The sequence below is a fragment of the Gemmatimonadales bacterium genome, assembly GCA_036500345.1.
Classification (GTDB): domain Bacteria; phylum Gemmatimonadota; class Gemmatimonadetes; order Gemmatimonadales; family GWC2-71-9; genus Palsa-1233.
Genome location: DASYCE010000011.1, coordinates 13255 through 29437, shown reverse-complemented (window position 1 = coordinate 29437; position 16183 = coordinate 13255). Strand labels below are relative to the sequence as shown.

Here is a 16183-nt window from a genome sequence, read left to right as displayed (position 1 = left end):
GCTGCGAGCCGGGGACCGTCGTGACCGTAGCGAGCATATTGCCCAACGCGTCCCACCATGATGCTAGCCGAACGCCAACGGCAGAGGGGTTTTCACTGGCGCCTGGAACATGCACGAAGACTCTCGCGGAATCTCCGGCCAGACTGTAGACCTCTATGACGCCGTCGACATGTAGTGGCTTCTCGATTCGTGAACCCCCGTCTACTGGATGGCCGGACGGGAGGCTCGGGCGTTTGGATGTGCTCATCTAGTACCTCCGAAGCCCCGAGCGAATGACGCGCTCCTGATCCTTCTGCAATTGATCCTTCGGCAGCAGTTTCCATAGCTCGTTCACCACGTGCCGCAGCCGCGTCCCATCGCTTTTGCGTACGGCAGCGTCACCTTCCGAGAAGAGTTCTACCGCTCCCGGATGGCGTTCCAATCCCCTTTCCGGTGCCTTGAGCGAATCGAACAACTCGCGCCACCACCAGTCCTGCGCAGCCAGAACACGCCACCGTAACGATTTCAGCGCGCTGAGCAGCTTCTCCAACTGCTCGTCGGACCCTGCTCCTGACCTAGGTCCGAGCTGACCTTCCAGCAACATCAATTCCTTCTTTTCGATGGCGTCTCCAAAGCGCTCCACGACTTCGCGTGTACTCTCGCGCGTTGCCCGAACTGCTTCGATCAAGGAGGATGCCCGACCGACGCCTCCGACGGCACCTTCCAAGTTGGACAGGCGCGCGCGCACATTGCGCGCTCCTTCCGCGAGGCGCTTCGCTTGGTCGGGGTCCTCGCTCCCTAGACCGGAATATTGTTTCGACTGCGCGGTCAAGTCTTCGAGTTCGGCCTGAACGCGACCGACTTCTTCCGAATGCTTGTCGCCTGATCCCGCGATCCCATCCATCGCTGACCTGATGTTCGTGAGTCGTGCCCTATAATCCTCAATCTCGGAAGGCATCGTCGACGCGATTTCGTCGTAGTCCTTCTCCTGCTCCTTCGGGACAAACAGCCGATCGGCGAAATGCTGATTCAAGATTGGCACGAAAGCTTCGATGGTGATAATTCGGGATGCGTCGATGCGAATTGTGATCTCGATCTCTGATCCTTCAGGAATCGTGCGGCTGATCTCCGTCGCCTCAATTGTCACGTGGCCGACCCAATCGTTATCTGATGGATTGCTAAAGGCCTCTCCTTCCCAGAGCTTGATTGCTAGGGATGTCTCAGCAAGCCCTGGCTTAGCGGACCTGTCAGCCCGATACCGCACGCTTCGCTCAGCAGGGAGTGACGTGCCACGCTTGAAGATTGGATCGAGCTCCATTTTGCCGTTGGCTCGCATGACCTCGACGCTAAGCGTGTGCGGCAGAGGTGGAGACGCTACCACCAGGCCGTGACGAATAGACAGTTCATCCGGTTCGACGTCGACAAGGGTGCCCGTTGCGTCGCGACCATAGATGAAAATGCGAGATGCCTTTCCTTCTTGTAACATCGGTTGTGTTTCGAATGTACCATCTAGAAGAGAGAGCCAGCCGCTCGTCCAGAACCCACCATCCGTTTCCAGGCGGAGTTCACTTACCCGTCCGGCGCCGCCGTCGAGTCTTCCAGCAATTATGGGCGACAGTGTTGCACTGACTGCGTCGTAGGCAAGAACTATGCGTTGTCTAGTTGCTTCAGCGGTTACCCTGGTAGCGGACAGCGGTGGATGGTATTCCCGCTCAATAGTCGCCGCATAGAGTGCAGCACCTCTCGCAACAGCGGTCATTGGATCCACGGAAAGGTCGACTCTAGCTTTCAGCCGCGAAGCGATTGTATCGCGCACGTGCGGACTCTGCGTCGGGCCGCCCACGAGTAGGACTCGATCCAGGTCGTCGGAAGCAGTACGAGCACCGGTCAAAGCCTCCTCCGCCAGTCGAATCGCCCGGTCGAGAATCGGCTCCATTGTTCGCTCCAATTCCGACCGGCTAACGGAAAGCTCCAATTCAATCGCACGCCCGTCGGCATCCAGCCCCAAATCAATCAAACTCACGACGACAGATTCGGTTGACGACAGGTCGATTTTAGCCTCTTCCGCGCTAACAAGCAGGTGTTGCATGAGTCGAGCGAAGCGGGCGGGGTCTTCGGCCGGATCGGGCAGCCGGAAACTTGCTTTGACGGCGGGGAGCAAGACGTGCTCGACGATCGCGCGGTCGATGTCTTTCCCACCCAGTAAGTTGTTCCCTCGATGTTCGAGTACGCTCAAACGGCCGTCTTTTGTGGAAACAACTGCCACGTCCAAGGTGCCACCGCCGAAGTCGAAGACGAGCCAGCGTTGATCTCGCGCGCCCGGAGCAATGCCGTAGGCGATTGCTGCCGCGAGAGGTTCTTGGAGGAGGGGTGCCTGAACTAGCCCACCCAGGTTACAAGCGCGGGCCGTGGCCTCGCATTGCAAGGCTCCGAACGCAGCCGGGACTGTTACTACGCTGGCAGTTGGTGACTCGCCCTCGGCGCGTGCAACATCATCCCGAAGTGATTTGATTATTTCGGCAGAAAGCTCTTCAGCAGACATCGACCGTCCGGTGGACGGAAAGTCCTTACCCGCTTTCTGCCCCATCCATCTCTTGAATTCACGAGCGATGTTAGCCGCGTCGTCCGCGATCGCGTTGTACGCGCGCTTACCCGTGATGACGCGACCTGTCTTAAGAACGCGAACGACGGAGGGCGTTACGTTCATCTGGTCGTTGTTTTGATAAACCCGCAGGTCCAGCCCAGTAGCTCGTGCGACACACGAGTTTGTGGTGCCGAGGTCGATGCCATACTGAAGATGCGTTGTCATCGTTGGTTCATCCCCCTGTGCACCACGACTTGTCCGTGGCGTATTATTCGGCCCGACAACGATACCAAAGGCGCAACGGTTTCACCCACCGCGTCGCCGACTGCCGACTTAGTCGGGTCGCTGATCGTTTCCAGCACCTCGACGGCCATTCCCGCGTCATAGGGTTTTCCAGTGAGATCGACCACTTCGACGCCGATTGCTTGTAGCACTCGCGATAAACGGCGAGCGACATGCCTCGCGACCAAACGATCGTCGGGTACGTCGAGCGCCCACCGATCGAGCCGCCACCATTCGACTCCAAGCTCACCGAGGGCTTCCAAGGAGATCGAGACGTTGCCAGAGTCCCCATCGAGAGCCGTCAGTTTCGGCGGCTGTGCAATCGTTTTCCGCGCCTTGGCGGATTTCAGGTGCTTTTTTCTTGGATTACGGCCCACAGCCGCCCCTCTTCGAATAGATGCGATAGCAATGGTTCGATTAGCACCGCATTCCAGGTCTCGCGAAGCACAAATCTCGCCAATACCTTTTTCGCGTTGAACACTGTGACCGAGCCGCCGGCGGTGCGGAATGACACCGCTTTCCATTCTGCATGAAATGCGGACCTTTGCCGCTCTTCGGCGCTCGCACCGCCGAACGCGCGGCGTCTCGCCCGCAAAAGAGCCATGTGAACCGGTGAATACTCGCCGACGCGATGAACGCCGCGTTTGTCGAATCGTAGGTTGCCGATTTCAAAGCCATCGCCGCTCCGCAGCTGATTGATGCACTGGTCGAGCATCCGCGCCACTACGGCAGTCCAGATTGCGCCGACGGTCGCTTTCCAACGGGTCTCGATTACGGAACCGGGCACGAGCCAACCGGCCGCGCATTCAATGGTCATTGTCTTGGATCCGTCGGACAACCAAACGCAATAGGACTGACTGGTCCTCAGCCCATTTGTGTACCTCTTGAAGATACCGAGCTTGATATGGCGAACATTGTGCGGGACTATCGACTGATTACCGAACGTGATCTTGTCGCGATGCACGATCAGCGGAGTGCCATTGATATCAATCGTCGCTATCGGCGCATAGAAGTGCGCGGCCGTCGCTTGAACCTTGGTTCGCTCTGTCTCGATTTGAGCCGAGATAGCCAATCCACGTGCCACTTCTGTCGCCCGGTTCAATAGGTCGCCCGCGGTAGCGAACTCGTTACCCCATGTGAAGTCGGTCGCGAGTCGTCGCAAGCAAATGGCTGCGGCCTCGCGCGCAGCTCTTCCGACGGCGCTGTCCAAGCCGCCCAGAGCGATGATATCATCCAACCGGTTGGGGATTCGGGAGTCAAAGCGCGCTAGTCCGACTGAACAGGCTGCGACATTGCTGGCAATGACGCTGGCATCATTGAGACGGACGACCTCCTTGGCACAGTCTGTGGCAATCTCTTCGCAAAGTGTTTCGAGCGCCCGAAGCAGAGGGTTCAATATGTCGGCGAGCAGCTCAACCTCTGGTCGTCCTGGCAATGCCGACTGGGTCAAGATCCGGAGAGCTCGGCTAGCGAGGGGCAATGATTCAACAGCTATGGCGGTACGGGCGATTGAAGCGAGTACGTCGGCGACCCCCCGGAACGCTTCCCGACGGAGAAGCGTGATGTCCGTTTCTGCTGCCGGAGAGGAAAACCCGCCGGTCGCCTCCAGGGCAACGACCGCGGCCCAATAGCCGTCTCCTTCTAGCGCACGAGTCCACGCGGCGATGGCTCCAAGCCACCGAGGTTCATCCAACATGAGCGGATCGTGCACGCACACGTGCAACAGTGTGAAGAATGCAGAGTCGTGGGGTCCAAACACACCGGATGAAAGGGATGCGAGTTGGTCTAGAGCGTGGGCGGACGCTCGTGCGATATCCGGGCACTGATGCACCCAGAACAACCTTTCGCGCACACGATCCAGCGGGTTAGCGAGGCGGCCGACCGCATCGCGAAGTGTCGCATCAGAGCGATTCGGTTCGCTGATGAAGTCCAGATCCCACACCGTTCGCCTCCGGGTCCCGAGTCGAACGGATCTCCTTGCCGCCTGATCCGCGTCGTAAATGGCGCTCATTGTGGCATCGCCCGGCAGACCCAAAGTGCGAAAGGCATTGCGACCTAACCACGCAACCGCCGCGGTGCTGACTCTGTTCTTGGCGGGTTCGTCCAGATCACCCGTGACTTGCCAGCGGGCTTCGGCTGGCACAGTTCTAGTCCCCGTTGATTTGCTGGACACCGTTACGCTGCCCGGTCTCGCCTGGGCCCGGGCGCGTCTCTTTGCGATGGGCTCCGCCCGCCGAAAAAACCATGTTAGCGCGAGTACAATGACTCCAACGAGTACCAGAATCGGAATGATGCGATTCAGATTGCGTTCAGGTGGAGTGGTTTGCGAGTTCGGTGAATCGGTCACTGCCGGAATGGTTGCCGAATCCGAGGCACCCGAATGGTCCACTGCACTCGGCGGCTGACCAATCGAATTTACATCATCGGCAAAGCTACGGAACGGAGCCGTCATCCTCACAAGCGTCGTAAGGTCAATCCGATCTGTATCGGGTGTCTCTGAGAATGGGGGACCGGCAGTACGTGCCATTCGCCAAGTACCGCCCTGACCCAGGGCGCTGCCTCCCGCAATTGCGTATTCGCCTTCCAGCGTGTCGCCGCGGATCCGTCCGAGCCAAAAGATGGTATCACCTGTGGGGCTGATCGACCCGAGCACGACGGTGTCGTCCCACGTCCAATACGCTGCGGCTCCTGACCCGCTGAGCGGGGCGCCAATTCTCAACACCCCGCTATTGGAATCTGCGACGCTACCGCTCCATTGGAGCGTGCCGATGAGCCCCTTCTGGTTTGGTTGTGAAGCGAACCCATGATTCGTGACAGAGCCCTCATACCGAACTTCTTGCGCGTCGATGCCGTTCACCCGTCCAAATATTGCGATCGAGACTAGCAATAGGGCTGTGCGGCCATTCATGGCGAATGCGGGGCGCCGCCGTTGCCACGTGATCTCCTTAAGATCCATTAGCCCCTCATTGACCGGTGGACTTTCGCTGGACGTCCTCGCTTTGGCTTCGACGATTCCGGTGGAATCGAGTTCAGCGCGAGGATCGGCGGATCGTCATACATCGCCACCCCCACGGGCCCGCCACCGTACAGAGCGAGTCGCGCGTCGAGTGCATCCAGAATTGGAGCCGCCTCTTTCATCCACATCAGTTCCAGCGGAACTGGATGAAACCCTAGTCTGATTCTTCGAACTTCGCTCTCCAATTTCTCCCGAACACGCTCCCGCCCGTACGCTTTGATCATCCCATCGAACAAATAGGCCCAACTCACATACTGAAGCGCTGATGCCTTGTATTTCGCATCTCGCGCCACCTGAACGACGTCGTCCGGTTGTGAGGGCGGGGCGTCCGGTCCGACTGTTCCCCAGTCGCAAAGAATTGAATGGGCGGTGGAGATCGTTTTCGGCAGGTCGAGGACGTACCGGCGCGTCACCGCAGATAGCCCCAAACTGTCGACGATCTGTTCGAGGTCCGTGTATTCGACGAAGGGCAGCGGGTCAGTAGCCAGAGGATCCGGTCCCCGCCCGTTCAATAGCCAGTCAACGGAGGTTTCGTGTGTCGCGGCGATCTTCATGAGTGTCGACGCCCGAACCGTCTCGGTGTCGCCCACCGCAAGGCGCTGCACCGTCGGCTGCGGCACCCGCCAGGTCCTCGCGGCGGCGCTCCGATTACCTCCGAAGAATCGCTCGATCAGTGCGTTGACCTTGCCGCTCAGATCAGAATGAGTGGGTATTGCCATATAGTGAATAAATGCCAATTCTCTTTTGTGGTCAAGGTATGCATAGACAAGTCTGCCGACGGGACCCGGCCGTTAGACATGTCTGGACACAGTTAGCTGGGCCAAGGAAGGCGCGATGCTGCGAATCAACGAAGCTGCGATCAGACTGGGCGTAGCGCAGGCGACGCTCCGGCGGTGGGAGGCGCGGGGCCTCGTCCACCCGGTACGGACACCGGGCGGCGAGCGCCGGTACGACGAACGTGAGATCGAGGAGCTTCGGTCAGAACGAGCTCACGAGAGTTCACGGGCGAACGGGCAGAGCGATGATCCGCCGGATAGCGACGAGATGCCAGAGTTTGACTACGTCACCGAAGACGAACCGCTCAGCCCGTCGTCGGCCCCATCCAAACCGTGGGAAGATTCCGTCCATCAGGCGCGGGCGGACCTTCAAGTCCGCAAGATCGCGATTCAGCGCGACGAGATCGATCGGCGCGTGCGAGAGGTAGCTGAACGGCGCGATGCCCAAGCGCGGGCCGCAGAGCGCGCCTCGCGAGAGCGAGACGAACAGGTACGCGCCCAAGCTGACGACGAGCGACGATTGTCCGGGCTGAGGCAGTACGGGGATATGGTGGCGGCTCTTGCTGGCGCGCCTGTGGAGCACCGCGCCGAGGTGACGCGCGATCTCGCCTCCTACGTTACCGCGACGCAATTCCCGCGTTCGGCGTCAGCGCATGCGTACCAATACATCAAGGTACGCGTCGACAAGATCCTGCAACCGTGGTGCGACGAGCGGGAACGGACTGCCCGGCATGCGGCCGACGAACGCGAAGAAGCGAAGAACCGCCAGCGCCGCAAGGAAGTGATTCAGTACGGGCTCTCACACGCGGAACGCGAGACCCAACTCTGGGACGAATGGGATCGCCGAGACGTTGCGCGAGAGGTGAAGGACGCGCTTCGAAACGAAATCGATCCGGAGTCGACGCGAGACGATGCCGTCGCAATTGTCGATGACATTCTCCGCGAATGGGACGAATAGGCCGAGCGGTGACGCGTCACGACTTCAACGCCAAGTGGGTCGGGCTTCGGGACGAGTGGTCCCGGCGCGGCTTCAGCGCCCCGGTCGGCCCTATTCTAGACGAGCTGTTGGCCGACCTAGACTCGGTCGCCCGGGATGAGGGGACCGAGCTCCTGAACCTCACCCAGGCGGCCCTCCGGAGCGGCTACAGCCCCGATTCCATCGGGCGAATGCTGCGGACGGGTCGGCTGGTCAACCGGGGGCGGAAGAATGCTCCCAAGGTCCGGGCAGCCGACCTACCCCGGAAGCCGTTGCGGCTTCCCGGCCGCCCCCTGCATGTTCGACCTGCTCGGCAGACAGCGCGGGCGTCACACCTGACGCCAGATGGAGGCAAATAATGCCACGCGCTACCACGCAGGCCCGCTGGAAATACATCAGCGGCGAGAAGGGAGCGAACAGGGTCCGGATCTTTGTACACCACTCCGGAAGGTTGTTCGCCGAGTATAGGCGGGACGGTCGGAAGGTTCGCGAATCGTTGGGACACTCCGACCGCGCACGGGCCAAGCAGCAAGCCGATGAACTCGCGGCAACGTTGCGACTCCCCGACCGCCCGGAAGACGTCACGCTCGACACGCTCTTTGACAACTACGAACGGACCGTTACGCCAACCAAAGCACTATCAACCCAGGGACACGACAAGGCGTCTATCGCGCTCTTCCGGGGCATCCTCGGGAAACAGCGTTTTGCGTACGAACTCACCGCGCGAGATGTTGCACGATTCGAAGTCGAGAGGCGCCGCCTCGGCGACCTCAGACCTCGCAAGAAGGCGGACCGCGGCAAGCACTTCCCGCTCAAGCGGCGCACTATTGCCTACGATCTCCGGCTCCTTAAGGGGATTCTGACGTGGGGAGTGACCGCAGGGTTCCTTGAACGGAATCCGCTGGCAACGCTCAAGATCACCGATGATGGCACACCGCATCGTCCGGTGTTCACCGAACCACAGTACCGCGCGTTGCTCGCCACCGCCGACTCCTTTCCATGGCAGTTCGGCTGCTTGCTCGTACTTGCGCATGAGACGGGGCATCGGCTCAACGCGATTCTTTCACTTCAGTGGCGGGACATCGATTTCGCTACGGGACGCATTACGTGGCGAGAGGAAGCGGATAAAATCGGCAACGAACATGTGACGCCGATGACAGATACTGCACGATGTGCCTTCGAAAATGCTCGGCGACAAGCGCCAGGCATCGGAGATACTCCCGTCCTTCCCGGAGTAAAGGCAACAGCAAGGCAGGTTGGTACCGACCTTGCACGCGATTGGATGCAGAAGGCGCAGCTGCTCGCGAAGTTGTCGGTGGTGAAGGGAAGGGGATGGCATGCGTTCAGACGCAACTTTGCATCAGAACTTCGCCATGTGGGACTGCGAGACCTCTGCGATTTGGGAGGATGGAAGGACCCGATGACGGTGGTGAAGTGCTACCAGCGCCCAAGCGAAGAGGCGATGCGCGCTGCGCAAGCAGCGAGAAGAGTGCTGGAAAGTTGAGCAAACGGACACCGTGTTTTTCGCAACGGACACCGGAACGGACACCAACGCAGGAAAACCCCCGAAAACGAAAACCCCGCAAAGTCGTGTAGACCGAAGCAGGGCAATCATTTGCAAACTCATCGGGGCGCGGGGATTTGAACCCCGGACCTCCTGCTCCCGAAGCAGGCGCGCTAACCGGGCTGCGCTACGCCCCGAAACTCATGCGGCGGAACAACTTACACGACACTTCAATTCGGGAAAAGGGCCATATCTCGAAGCGATCGATACCGCCGCCCGCTCCCAACCACGCCCTCCTCGCAAACTCCGCCCGCCAGACACGTCGGCGAACATAGTCGGCGCGTCCCCCCACTGGTAGCACTGCGCCATCCAATCCCGATGCAGTATCCCGCCGCTGAAGCTCGATATCGTTCGGCAAAAGCTCGATCTCATTCCTGGGAAGCTTCGTCTTCGACTTCGGAAGAACCGTACTCGACTTCCGAAGTAGCGTATCATTTCCCGAAGAGAGCGATTCGCTTGCTGAAGCTCGGTGAATTGGCGCCAGGGTTCGATACTTCACCGGGAAAGACGATTCCAATCCGGTGATGTAACGTCGCGGCCGCGGAAACGAGGTCGTGAGCGCCGGAAGCGGCGTCATGGCACCGGAAAGTGATTTCTTGCTGGGGTGAAGCGGAATTCCTTCCGGGTAAAACAGAGTTTATCCCGCCTGAAATACGGTCCTCGCGCCGGGAAGCGATGTCATCGCGAACTGACGCAATCTATTTTCTGGTGAAGTGATATCATCGGCCGGGAAAGCGATTTCTCGACGGGGAAAGGATGGTCCAAGGCGCCGGAAGCGATGTCATCTCCGGCGGACGCAATGTTTTTCGCCGTCAGCCGATTTTCCGACGCCTCTTCAATCCTGCTTCCCGCGCCAACGCCGCCGCCGGTTGCTGCGCGACGAATTCGGATCGCGCGCGGGGCGCGCCCCCGCCCCCGCCCCCGCCCCGGGCCCTGCCACCGGCTTGGCCGCTGGCGTCTTTCCGTGCGCCCCTTCCGGTGGCCGGCGTTTCGCTTGACCTGATCGCCGCGCCTGCGGTCTCGGCGCCGGCGGCGGCACCTCTCCGCGGGCAGTGTAGTCAAAATCCGGCACCGTCACGCGCGGCAGTCTCTTGCCCAGCGCGCGCTCGATCCCCCGCAGATCCTCTTCTTCGGCAGGCGACACGAAAGTGAATGCATCACCCGTCGCGGCGGCGCGCGCCGTCCGGCCCACCCGGTGGATGTAATCCTCCGGCACCGCGGGGACGTCGAAGTTGACGACATGGCCGAGCTCGGTGATGTCGATACCCCGCGCCACGATATCGGTCGCCACGAGCACGCGAACCCGGCCGCTCTTGAACGCACGGAGGGCGGCGGTGCGCTGCGACTGCGAGCGATTGCCGTGAATCCGGTCGACCGGGATCCCGGCCGCGCTCAGATACTTGGCCAACCGGTCGGCACGGTGCTTGGTGCGGGTGAACACCAGCGCGTCGTCGATTTCGCCGCGTTGCAGCAGCGCGATGAGCAGACCGACCTTGAGATCCTGCGGCACGGGATACACCGCCTGGGTGATCCCGACCGCGGGAGCCGCCTCTCGTTGCAAGCGGATCAACACCGGATCGCGAAGCATGTCGCGCGTCAACGCGGCAATCGGCGGTGGCATCGTGGCGGAGAAGAAGAGCGTCTGACGCTTGGCCGGCACGTGACGGAGGACGCGCTTGATGTCGGGGAGGAATCCCATGTCGAGCATGCGATCAGCTTCGTCGAGTACCAGCACCTCGACTCCCGTCAGCCGCGCATACGAGAACTTGAAATGATCGAGCAGCCGCCCGGGTGTCGCGACCAGCACGTCGACGCCGCTCCGGAACGCGTGTTCCTGCGGTCCCATTCCGACGCCACCATAGATCGCGGCCGCTGTCACCGGCGTATGAATCGCCAGCGCGTTGCAATCCTCGAGGATCTGTGCCGCGAGCTCACGCGTCGGCGTGAGGATCAGCGCGCGCGTGGTGCGGCGCGGCTGGTCGATCAGCCGGTTGAGAATCGGAAGGAGAAACGCGGCAGTCTTGCCGCTGCCCGTCATGGCGCACGCCAGGACGTCGCGCCCTTCGACGGCCGGCGGGATCGCCTCCGCCTGCACCGGCGTGGGGCGGGTGAATCCGAGTTCCTTGAGGCTCTTCTGCAAGGCTGGGTGGAGCTTGAGCGACGTGAACGTCAGCGGGGATTCCGGGGTTGAGGATGGACAGGACTCTAATGCGCCGAAAAAGAAACAGGTGCGAAGGTCGGCGACCTTCGCACCTCGTGAATGGGCCCAGAGGGAGTCGAACCCCCAACCTTCTGATCCGTAGTCAGATGCTCTATCCAGTTGAGCTATGGACCCGCGAACTGCTCGTGAGCGATCCTTCGACTCCGCAGCGGCGATGCCGCTGCCGCGCTCAGGATGGGCGGTACAAGACTCGAACTTGTGACCTCTACGATGTCAACGTAGCGCTCTAACCAACTGAGCTAACCGCCCCATCAAACAAGACGGGCAACGGGCCCCGAAGGCCGGCTGCCCGTGTCCTGCCATGGCGGGGGTGGGATTTGAACCCACGACCTCCGGGTTATGAGCCCGGCGAGCTACCAGACTGCTCCACCCCGCGACGATTCAATCATCCTGCACGAGAGCGGGAAACGGGACTCGAACCCGCGACCCCAACCTTGGCAAGGTTGTGCTCTACCAACTGAGCTATTCCCGCATCGAGGTGCCGAAACTATCGTCCCGACCCTCTTTTTGCCACTCCAGCCGATCCCTCGCTGCGCTCGGGACAAGTGGAGGCGAGGGGGATCGAACCCCTGACCTCGTGAATGCCATTCACGCGCTCTCCCAACTGAGCTACGCCCCCGTTACCTTTGCTGCACCGCATACAAATCGGCCCGGTCCAGCGGGCGGTCAACCTATCTGTCGCGTCAGATGGTGTCAAGGAAAATCGGTAGATCTTTCGTGGTTTGCGTCGCACGCCTATCGTAGGGCACGCATCGATGAAAAGCTCGACCGCTCTCGCTCGTGGTGCGCCAAGGCCGCCGCTCCTCTCCGCGACGGTTCGCCGGCTCGCCGATGGTCTCAGTCTCGCTGAGATCCTCGCCGCCGAATCGCCGCCTCCACGAAAGCCTCGCAAGCACGATACATCCCGGTCCCTGGGCGTCTTTGACGCCGACGGCGACATCCTCGACCAATATCTCTACGAGGTGTCGCGCACTCCGCTGCTCACCCTCCCGCAGGAGATCGCCGTCGCCAAGCGGGTCCGGATGGGCGACGAAGACGCGATGCAGGAGCTGGTGAAGCGCAACCTCCGCTTCGTGATCTCGGTCGCCAAGAAGTACCAGAACCGCGGGATGGCGCTCACCGACCTGATCGGTGAAGGGAACGTCGGCCTGATGACCGCGGCGAAGAAGTTCGACCCCGACCAGGGGGTCAAGTTCATCTCCTACGCCGTCTGGTGGATCCGCCAGTCGATCCTCGCCTCGCTCGCCCGGCACGGCCGCACCGTTCGCGTCCCGCTCAATCGCACCGCCGATCTCTCGCGCATCGTCCGCACCGCGGAACTCCTGCGCCAGGAACTCCGCCGCGAACCGACGCCGGAAGAACTCGCTCGCTCCACCGGCCTCACTGTCGAAGTGGTGCTGTCGCTCGCCGCACTCAACACCGCCGAGGTCCGCTTCGACGCGCCGCTCGACGGCGAAAGTGATCGCTCGCTGATCGACCGCTTCTCGATGGACGGCCCGGTCGACGCCGAGGAAGAGGTGATGCAGCGCTTCCGGGCCGAGGAGATCGCCAAGGCGCTGAAAACCCTGCCGGCGCGCGACTCGAAGGTGCTATCGCTCTACTTCGGTCTCGACGGCGGCCGCGAGCACACCCTCGAGGAGATCGGCACCATGCTCGGCGTGACGCGCGAGCGAGTGCGCCAGCTCCGTGACCGCGCGCTCAAGCGGCTGCGCGAGGGCGAAGTGGGGCGCGCCCTGCAGAGTTTCGCGGCGTAGACGGTACTGCGTTCCCCTCACGTTTCCCGTTGTTAGATTGCCTCCATGTCGAAGAAAAAGGCCGAGCGCGAAGTCTCTGCCGGCGGGATCGTCTATCGCCGTGACGCTGATGGGACGCCGCGCTTCCTGCTGATCAAGGACAGCTATCAGCACTGGGGCTTTCCCAAGGGACACCTCGAAGACGGCGAGTCGCCGGTGATCGCGGCGGTGCGCGAAACCCGCGAAGAGACCGGGCTCGCGGAGCTCACCGTGCAGGGGCCGATCCGGATCATCGATTGGCACTTCCGCTTCCGCGGGCGCTACATCCACAAATTCTGCCACTTCTTTCTCTTCGAGTCGCTGGAGGGAGAATGCACTCCGCAGCTCGACGAGGGGATCACTGCGGTGCGATGGGAGCATCTCGATCGCGCCCTCGACGTGCTGAGCTACGACAACGCGCGCGGTGTCCTCCGGCGTGCGGCCGAGATGGCGCGGACGATGATCGCAGTGGGGCAGGGGCGCGCGCGGCCGCTCCCCGAGCCGGTGCAACCGAGCGGCTCGTGAGCTGAGATGCCAGCGGTCGCGGCGTTGCTCGAACGGCAGCCTGCGACCGTGGCACTCCGGCGGGCACTCCCGCGCACCGCGTGGCCGCTCTTCACCGCACGGACTCCGGCGCAGCTCGCCGCACTCCTCCATCGTCACTGTCTCGACGCGATCATTCTTGGTCCGGCTGCCGCACGTGGCCCGGTGCTCGACGCGCTGCGTCGCGATTTTCCCGCGATCCCGCTGATCGCCTATCTCCCGATCCGTTCCGACGACGCCGACCTCCTCCGCCGCCTCCATCGCGAACGGGTCGCGGCACTGGCAGTCGAGGGACTTGATGAACCGGTCCTGAGCAGGATCCTCGATCGGCACGGGCTCACTGGCCGGCGCCTCTCGGAACTTCTCCCGCTCTCGAACGACCTCGATCTCACTGACTCGATGCAGCGCGACGCCTGGTCGCTGATCATCTCCCACGCGCCCGCGGGACTCGACACCGACGCGCTGGCCCGGCTCCTCGGCGTGCGGCGGGAGACATTGTCGCGGCGATTCGGGGCCGGCGGCGCCCCCTCGCTCAAGCGGGCGATCGACGCGGTGCGGCTGGTGGCGGCGGGACAGCTGCTGGGGAATCCCGGCTATCGCGTCGAGGACGCAGCGCGGCTGCTTCGATTCTCGTCGGTCTCGCTGCTGCAGCAGACCGCGCGGCGGACTTTTGGCGTTCCCGCCCGCCGGGTCGCGACCCTCGATGCGTCCCGGATCGCCGAGCGTCTCGGCACCGGAATCAGCAGCCGCTGGAAGTGATCGGAAGACGCCGGAATCGGTGCCCAAAACGGGGCGCCAGACTATTCTTTTGCGCTTGTTCCAAACCGGCCCTTGTGACTATTTTCACAAGCTATTCACGATCCCGTTCCTGAACCTTCAGCCGTTGAGTGTCATGGCCACGGATTCGATGCTGCGCCCCGGCGAATTGAAAGAGATTCTGCTCAAGGAAATCGAGGCCGCTGATCTCGGCTCGATGGACGTCAACGACGTCGGTACCGTCCTCGAAGTGAAGGACGGCGTTGCCCTGATCTACGGGCTGCGAAGCGCCATCGCCGGTGAGATGCTCGAGTTCACGGTGCGCGAAACCGGCGACCGGATCGCGGGACTGGTGCTCAACCTGGAGCAGGATTCGGTTGGCGCCGCGATCATGGGCGACTACCTCAAGCTCAAGGAAGGCGACGAGGTGCGCTGCACCGGCCGCCTCCTCGAGGTGAAGTCGGGGCCGAATATTCTCGGCCGCGTCGTCGATGCGCTCGGCGAACCGATCGACGGGATGGGTCCGGTTGAAGCAGCGACGCCGCGCCCGGTCGAGTTCCTCGCGCCTGGGATCATCGTTCGCCAGCCGGTCACCGAGCCGCTGCAGACCGGGATCAAGGCGATCGACTCGATGATTCCGATCGGCCGCGGACAGCGCGAGCTGATCATCGGCGACCGCGGCACCGGCAAGACGGCGATCGCGATCGACACGATCATCAATCAGAAGGGAACCGGCGTCATCTGCGTCTACGTCGCGATCGGGCAGAAGCGCTCGACCGTGGCGACGGTGGTGGAGAAGCTCAAGTCGGCCGGCGCGATGGATTACACGGTCGTGGTCGTGGCCTCCGCATCTGATCCGGCGCCGCTGCAGTTCATCGCGCCGTATGCCGGTGCCGCGATCGCCGAGTACTTCATGTACGAGCAGGGGAAGGCAACGCTCTGCGTGTACGACGACCTGTCGAAGCAGGCCGCAGCGTACCGCCAGATGTCGTTGATTCTCCGCCGCCCGCCTGGGCGCGAAGCGTATCCCGGCGACGTCTTCTATCTCCACTCGCGCCTGCTTGAGCGCGCGGCGAAGATCTCGACCGATCCCAGGACGACCGAACTCGATCCGCGCATCAAGGTGCCGGGCGGTTCGCTCACGGCGCTGCCGATCATCGAGACGCAGGCCGGTGACGTCTCGGCGTACATCCCGACCAACGTGATCTCGATCACCGACGGCCAGATCTTCCTGCAGACCGATCTCTTCTACGCCAACGTCCGCCCCGCGGTCGACGTCGGCATCTCGGTCTCCCGCGTGGGCGGCAACGCGCAGATCAAGGCGATGAAGCAGGTCGCCGGTCCGCTGCGGCTCTCGCTGGCGCAATACCGCGAACTCGAAGCGTTCGCGCAGTTCGGCTCCGACCTCGACGCGGCGACGCAGCGGCAACTGGCGCGCGGCGCGCGCATGGTCGAAGTCCTCAAGCAGCCGCAGTACCAGCCGGTCCCGGTCGACGAGCAGATCGTCGCGATCTATGCCGTGACCAACGGTTTTCTCGACGATGTCGACACGCGCAACGTCCGCCAGTGGGAGTCGGATTTCATCGCGTGGCTCCGCTCGTCGCGGCCGCAGGTGCTGGCGGCGATCCGGGAGAAGAAGACCCTCGATGACGCCGTGAAGGGCGAGATCAACGACGCCATCGGCGCCTTCAAGCCGATGTTCAAGCCGGCCTGA

The 16183-nt window shown here is 62.2% G+C and carries 12 protein-coding genes and 6 tRNA genes; 6 read left to right on the top strand and 12 right to left on the bottom strand.

The window, feature by feature from the left end; translation table 11 throughout:
- Nucleotides 1–247: 247 nt before the first annotated feature.
- From VGM20_05655 to VGM20_05635, 5 genes are all read right to left on the bottom strand, one after another.
- A complete protein-coding gene (locus tag VGM20_05655) occupies nucleotides 248–2788 on the bottom strand; it encodes an Hsp70 family protein (GenBank protein HEY4100342.1) in 2541 nt (846 codons plus the stop codon).
- Nucleotides 2785–3222 (bottom strand): hypothetical protein, encoded by a 438-nt coding sequence (locus VGM20_05650; protein HEY4100341.1) that lies wholly within the window; start codon nucleotides 3220–3222, stop codon nucleotides 2785–2787. The genes VGM20_05655 and VGM20_05650 overlap by 4 nt, the downstream gene beginning before the upstream one ends.
- Nucleotides 3192–5702 carry a hypothetical protein gene (locus VGM20_05645; protein HEY4100340.1) on the bottom strand — a complete coding sequence of 837 codons (2511 nt, stop codon included), beginning with the start codon at nucleotides 5700–5702 and terminating at the stop codon, nucleotides 3192–3194. The genes VGM20_05650 and VGM20_05645 overlap by 31 nt, the downstream gene beginning before the upstream one ends.
- Nucleotides 5703–5800: 98 nt before the next feature.
- Nucleotides 5801–6580 carry a hypothetical protein gene (locus VGM20_05640; GenBank protein ID HEY4100339.1) on the bottom strand — a complete coding sequence of 260 codons (780 nt, stop codon included), beginning with the start codon at nucleotides 6578–6580 and terminating at the stop codon, nucleotides 5801–5803.
- A 280-nt stretch (nucleotides 6581–6860) separates the two neighbouring features.
- On the bottom strand, nucleotides 6861–7220 hold the full coding sequence (locus tag VGM20_05635) for a hypothetical protein (GenBank protein ID HEY4100338.1): 360 nt from the start codon (nucleotides 7218–7220) through the stop codon (nucleotides 6861–6863).
- Between the two features lie 9 nt (nucleotides 7221–7229).
- Between VGM20_05635 and VGM20_05630 the strand changes: the two genes are divergently transcribed.
- Nucleotides 7230–7595: a hypothetical protein gene (locus VGM20_05630; GenBank protein ID HEY4100337.1), complete on the top strand. Its 366-nt coding sequence runs from the start codon at nucleotides 7230–7232 to the stop codon at nucleotides 7593–7595.
- 376 nt (nucleotides 7596–7971) lie between these two features.
- A complete protein-coding gene (locus VGM20_05625) occupies nucleotides 7972–9117 on the top strand; it encodes a site-specific integrase (protein HEY4100336.1) in 1146 nt (381 codons plus the stop codon).
- Between the two features lie 122 nt (nucleotides 9118–9239).
- Here VGM20_05625 and VGM20_05620 read toward each other — a convergent pair.
- The 7 genes from VGM20_05620 to VGM20_05590 all read right to left on the bottom strand — a co-directional run bounded on the left by VGM20_05620 (nucleotide 9240) and on the right by VGM20_05590 (nucleotide 12017).
- A tRNA-Pro gene (locus tag VGM20_05620) sits at nucleotides 9240–9314 on the bottom strand.
- Nucleotides 9315–10012: 698 nt separating this feature from the next.
- The gene (locus tag VGM20_05615) at nucleotides 10013–11317 is read right to left on the bottom strand and encodes a DEAD/DEAH box helicase (protein ID HEY4100335.1); all 1305 of its coding nucleotides are present in this window, start codon (nucleotides 11315–11317) and stop codon (nucleotides 10013–10015) included.
- A 121-nt stretch (nucleotides 11318–11438) separates the two neighbouring features.
- Nucleotides 11439–11512 (bottom strand) — tRNA-Arg (locus tag VGM20_05610).
- A gap of 61 nt (nucleotides 11513–11573) precedes the next feature.
- Nucleotides 11574–11647 (bottom strand) — tRNA-Val (locus tag VGM20_05605).
- 53 nt (nucleotides 11648–11700) lie between these two features.
- Nucleotides 11701–11774: transfer RNA gene (locus tag VGM20_05600), tRNA-Met, on the bottom strand.
- A 23-nt stretch (nucleotides 11775–11797) separates the two neighbouring features.
- Nucleotides 11798–11870, bottom strand: a tRNA-Gly gene (locus VGM20_05595).
- A gap of 74 nt (nucleotides 11871–11944) precedes the next feature.
- Nucleotides 11945–12017: transfer RNA gene (locus tag VGM20_05590), tRNA-Ala, on the bottom strand.
- 136 nt (nucleotides 12018–12153) lie between these two features.
- Here VGM20_05590 and VGM20_05585 point away from each other — a divergent pair.
- From VGM20_05585 to atpA, 4 genes are all read left to right on the top strand, one after another.
- Nucleotides 12154–13152: an RNA polymerase sigma factor RpoD/SigA gene (locus VGM20_05585; GenBank protein HEY4100334.1), complete on the top strand. Its 999-nt coding sequence runs from the start codon at nucleotides 12154–12156 to the stop codon at nucleotides 13150–13152.
- 45 nt (nucleotides 13153–13197) lie between these two features.
- On the top strand, nucleotides 13198–13695 hold the full coding sequence (locus tag VGM20_05580) for an NUDIX hydrolase (protein HEY4100333.1): 498 nt from the start codon (nucleotides 13198–13200) through the stop codon (nucleotides 13693–13695).
- Nucleotides 13696–13701: 6 nt separating this feature from the next.
- On the top strand, nucleotides 13702–14472 hold the full coding sequence (locus VGM20_05575; GenBank protein ID HEY4100332.1) for an AraC family transcriptional regulator: 771 nt from the start codon (nucleotides 13702–13704) through the stop codon (nucleotides 14470–14472).
- Between the two features lie 133 nt (nucleotides 14473–14605).
- A complete protein-coding gene (atpA, locus tag VGM20_05570; protein HEY4100331.1) occupies nucleotides 14606–16183 on the top strand; it encodes a F0F1 ATP synthase subunit alpha in 1578 nt (525 codons plus the stop codon).

Bases quoted from the DNA above. Each gene is read 5' to 3' on its own strand.
- VGM20_05655 (HEY4100342.1), bottom strand. From the start codon at position 2,788: ATGACAACGCATCTTCAGTATGGCATCGACCTCGGCACCACAAACTCG.
- VGM20_05640 (HEY4100339.1), bottom strand. From the start codon at position 6,580: ATGGCAATACCCACTCATTCTGATCTGAGCGGCAAGGTCAACGCACTG.
- VGM20_05625 (HEY4100336.1), top strand. From the start codon at position 7,972: ATGCCACGCGCTACCACGCAGGCCCGCTGGAAATACATCAGCGGCGAG.
- VGM20_05585 (HEY4100334.1), top strand. From the start codon at position 12,154: ATGAAAAGCTCGACCGCTCTCGCTCGTGGTGCGCCAAGGCCGCCGCTC.
- VGM20_05580 (HEY4100333.1), top strand. From the start codon at position 13,198: ATGTCGAAGAAAAAGGCCGAGCGCGAAGTCTCTGCCGGCGGGATCGTC.
- VGM20_05575 (HEY4100332.1), top strand. From the start codon at position 13,702: ATGCCAGCGGTCGCGGCGTTGCTCGAACGGCAGCCTGCGACCGTGGCA.
- atpA (HEY4100331.1), top strand. From the start codon at position 14,606: ATGGCCACGGATTCGATGCTGCGCCCCGGCGAATTGAAAGAGATTCTG.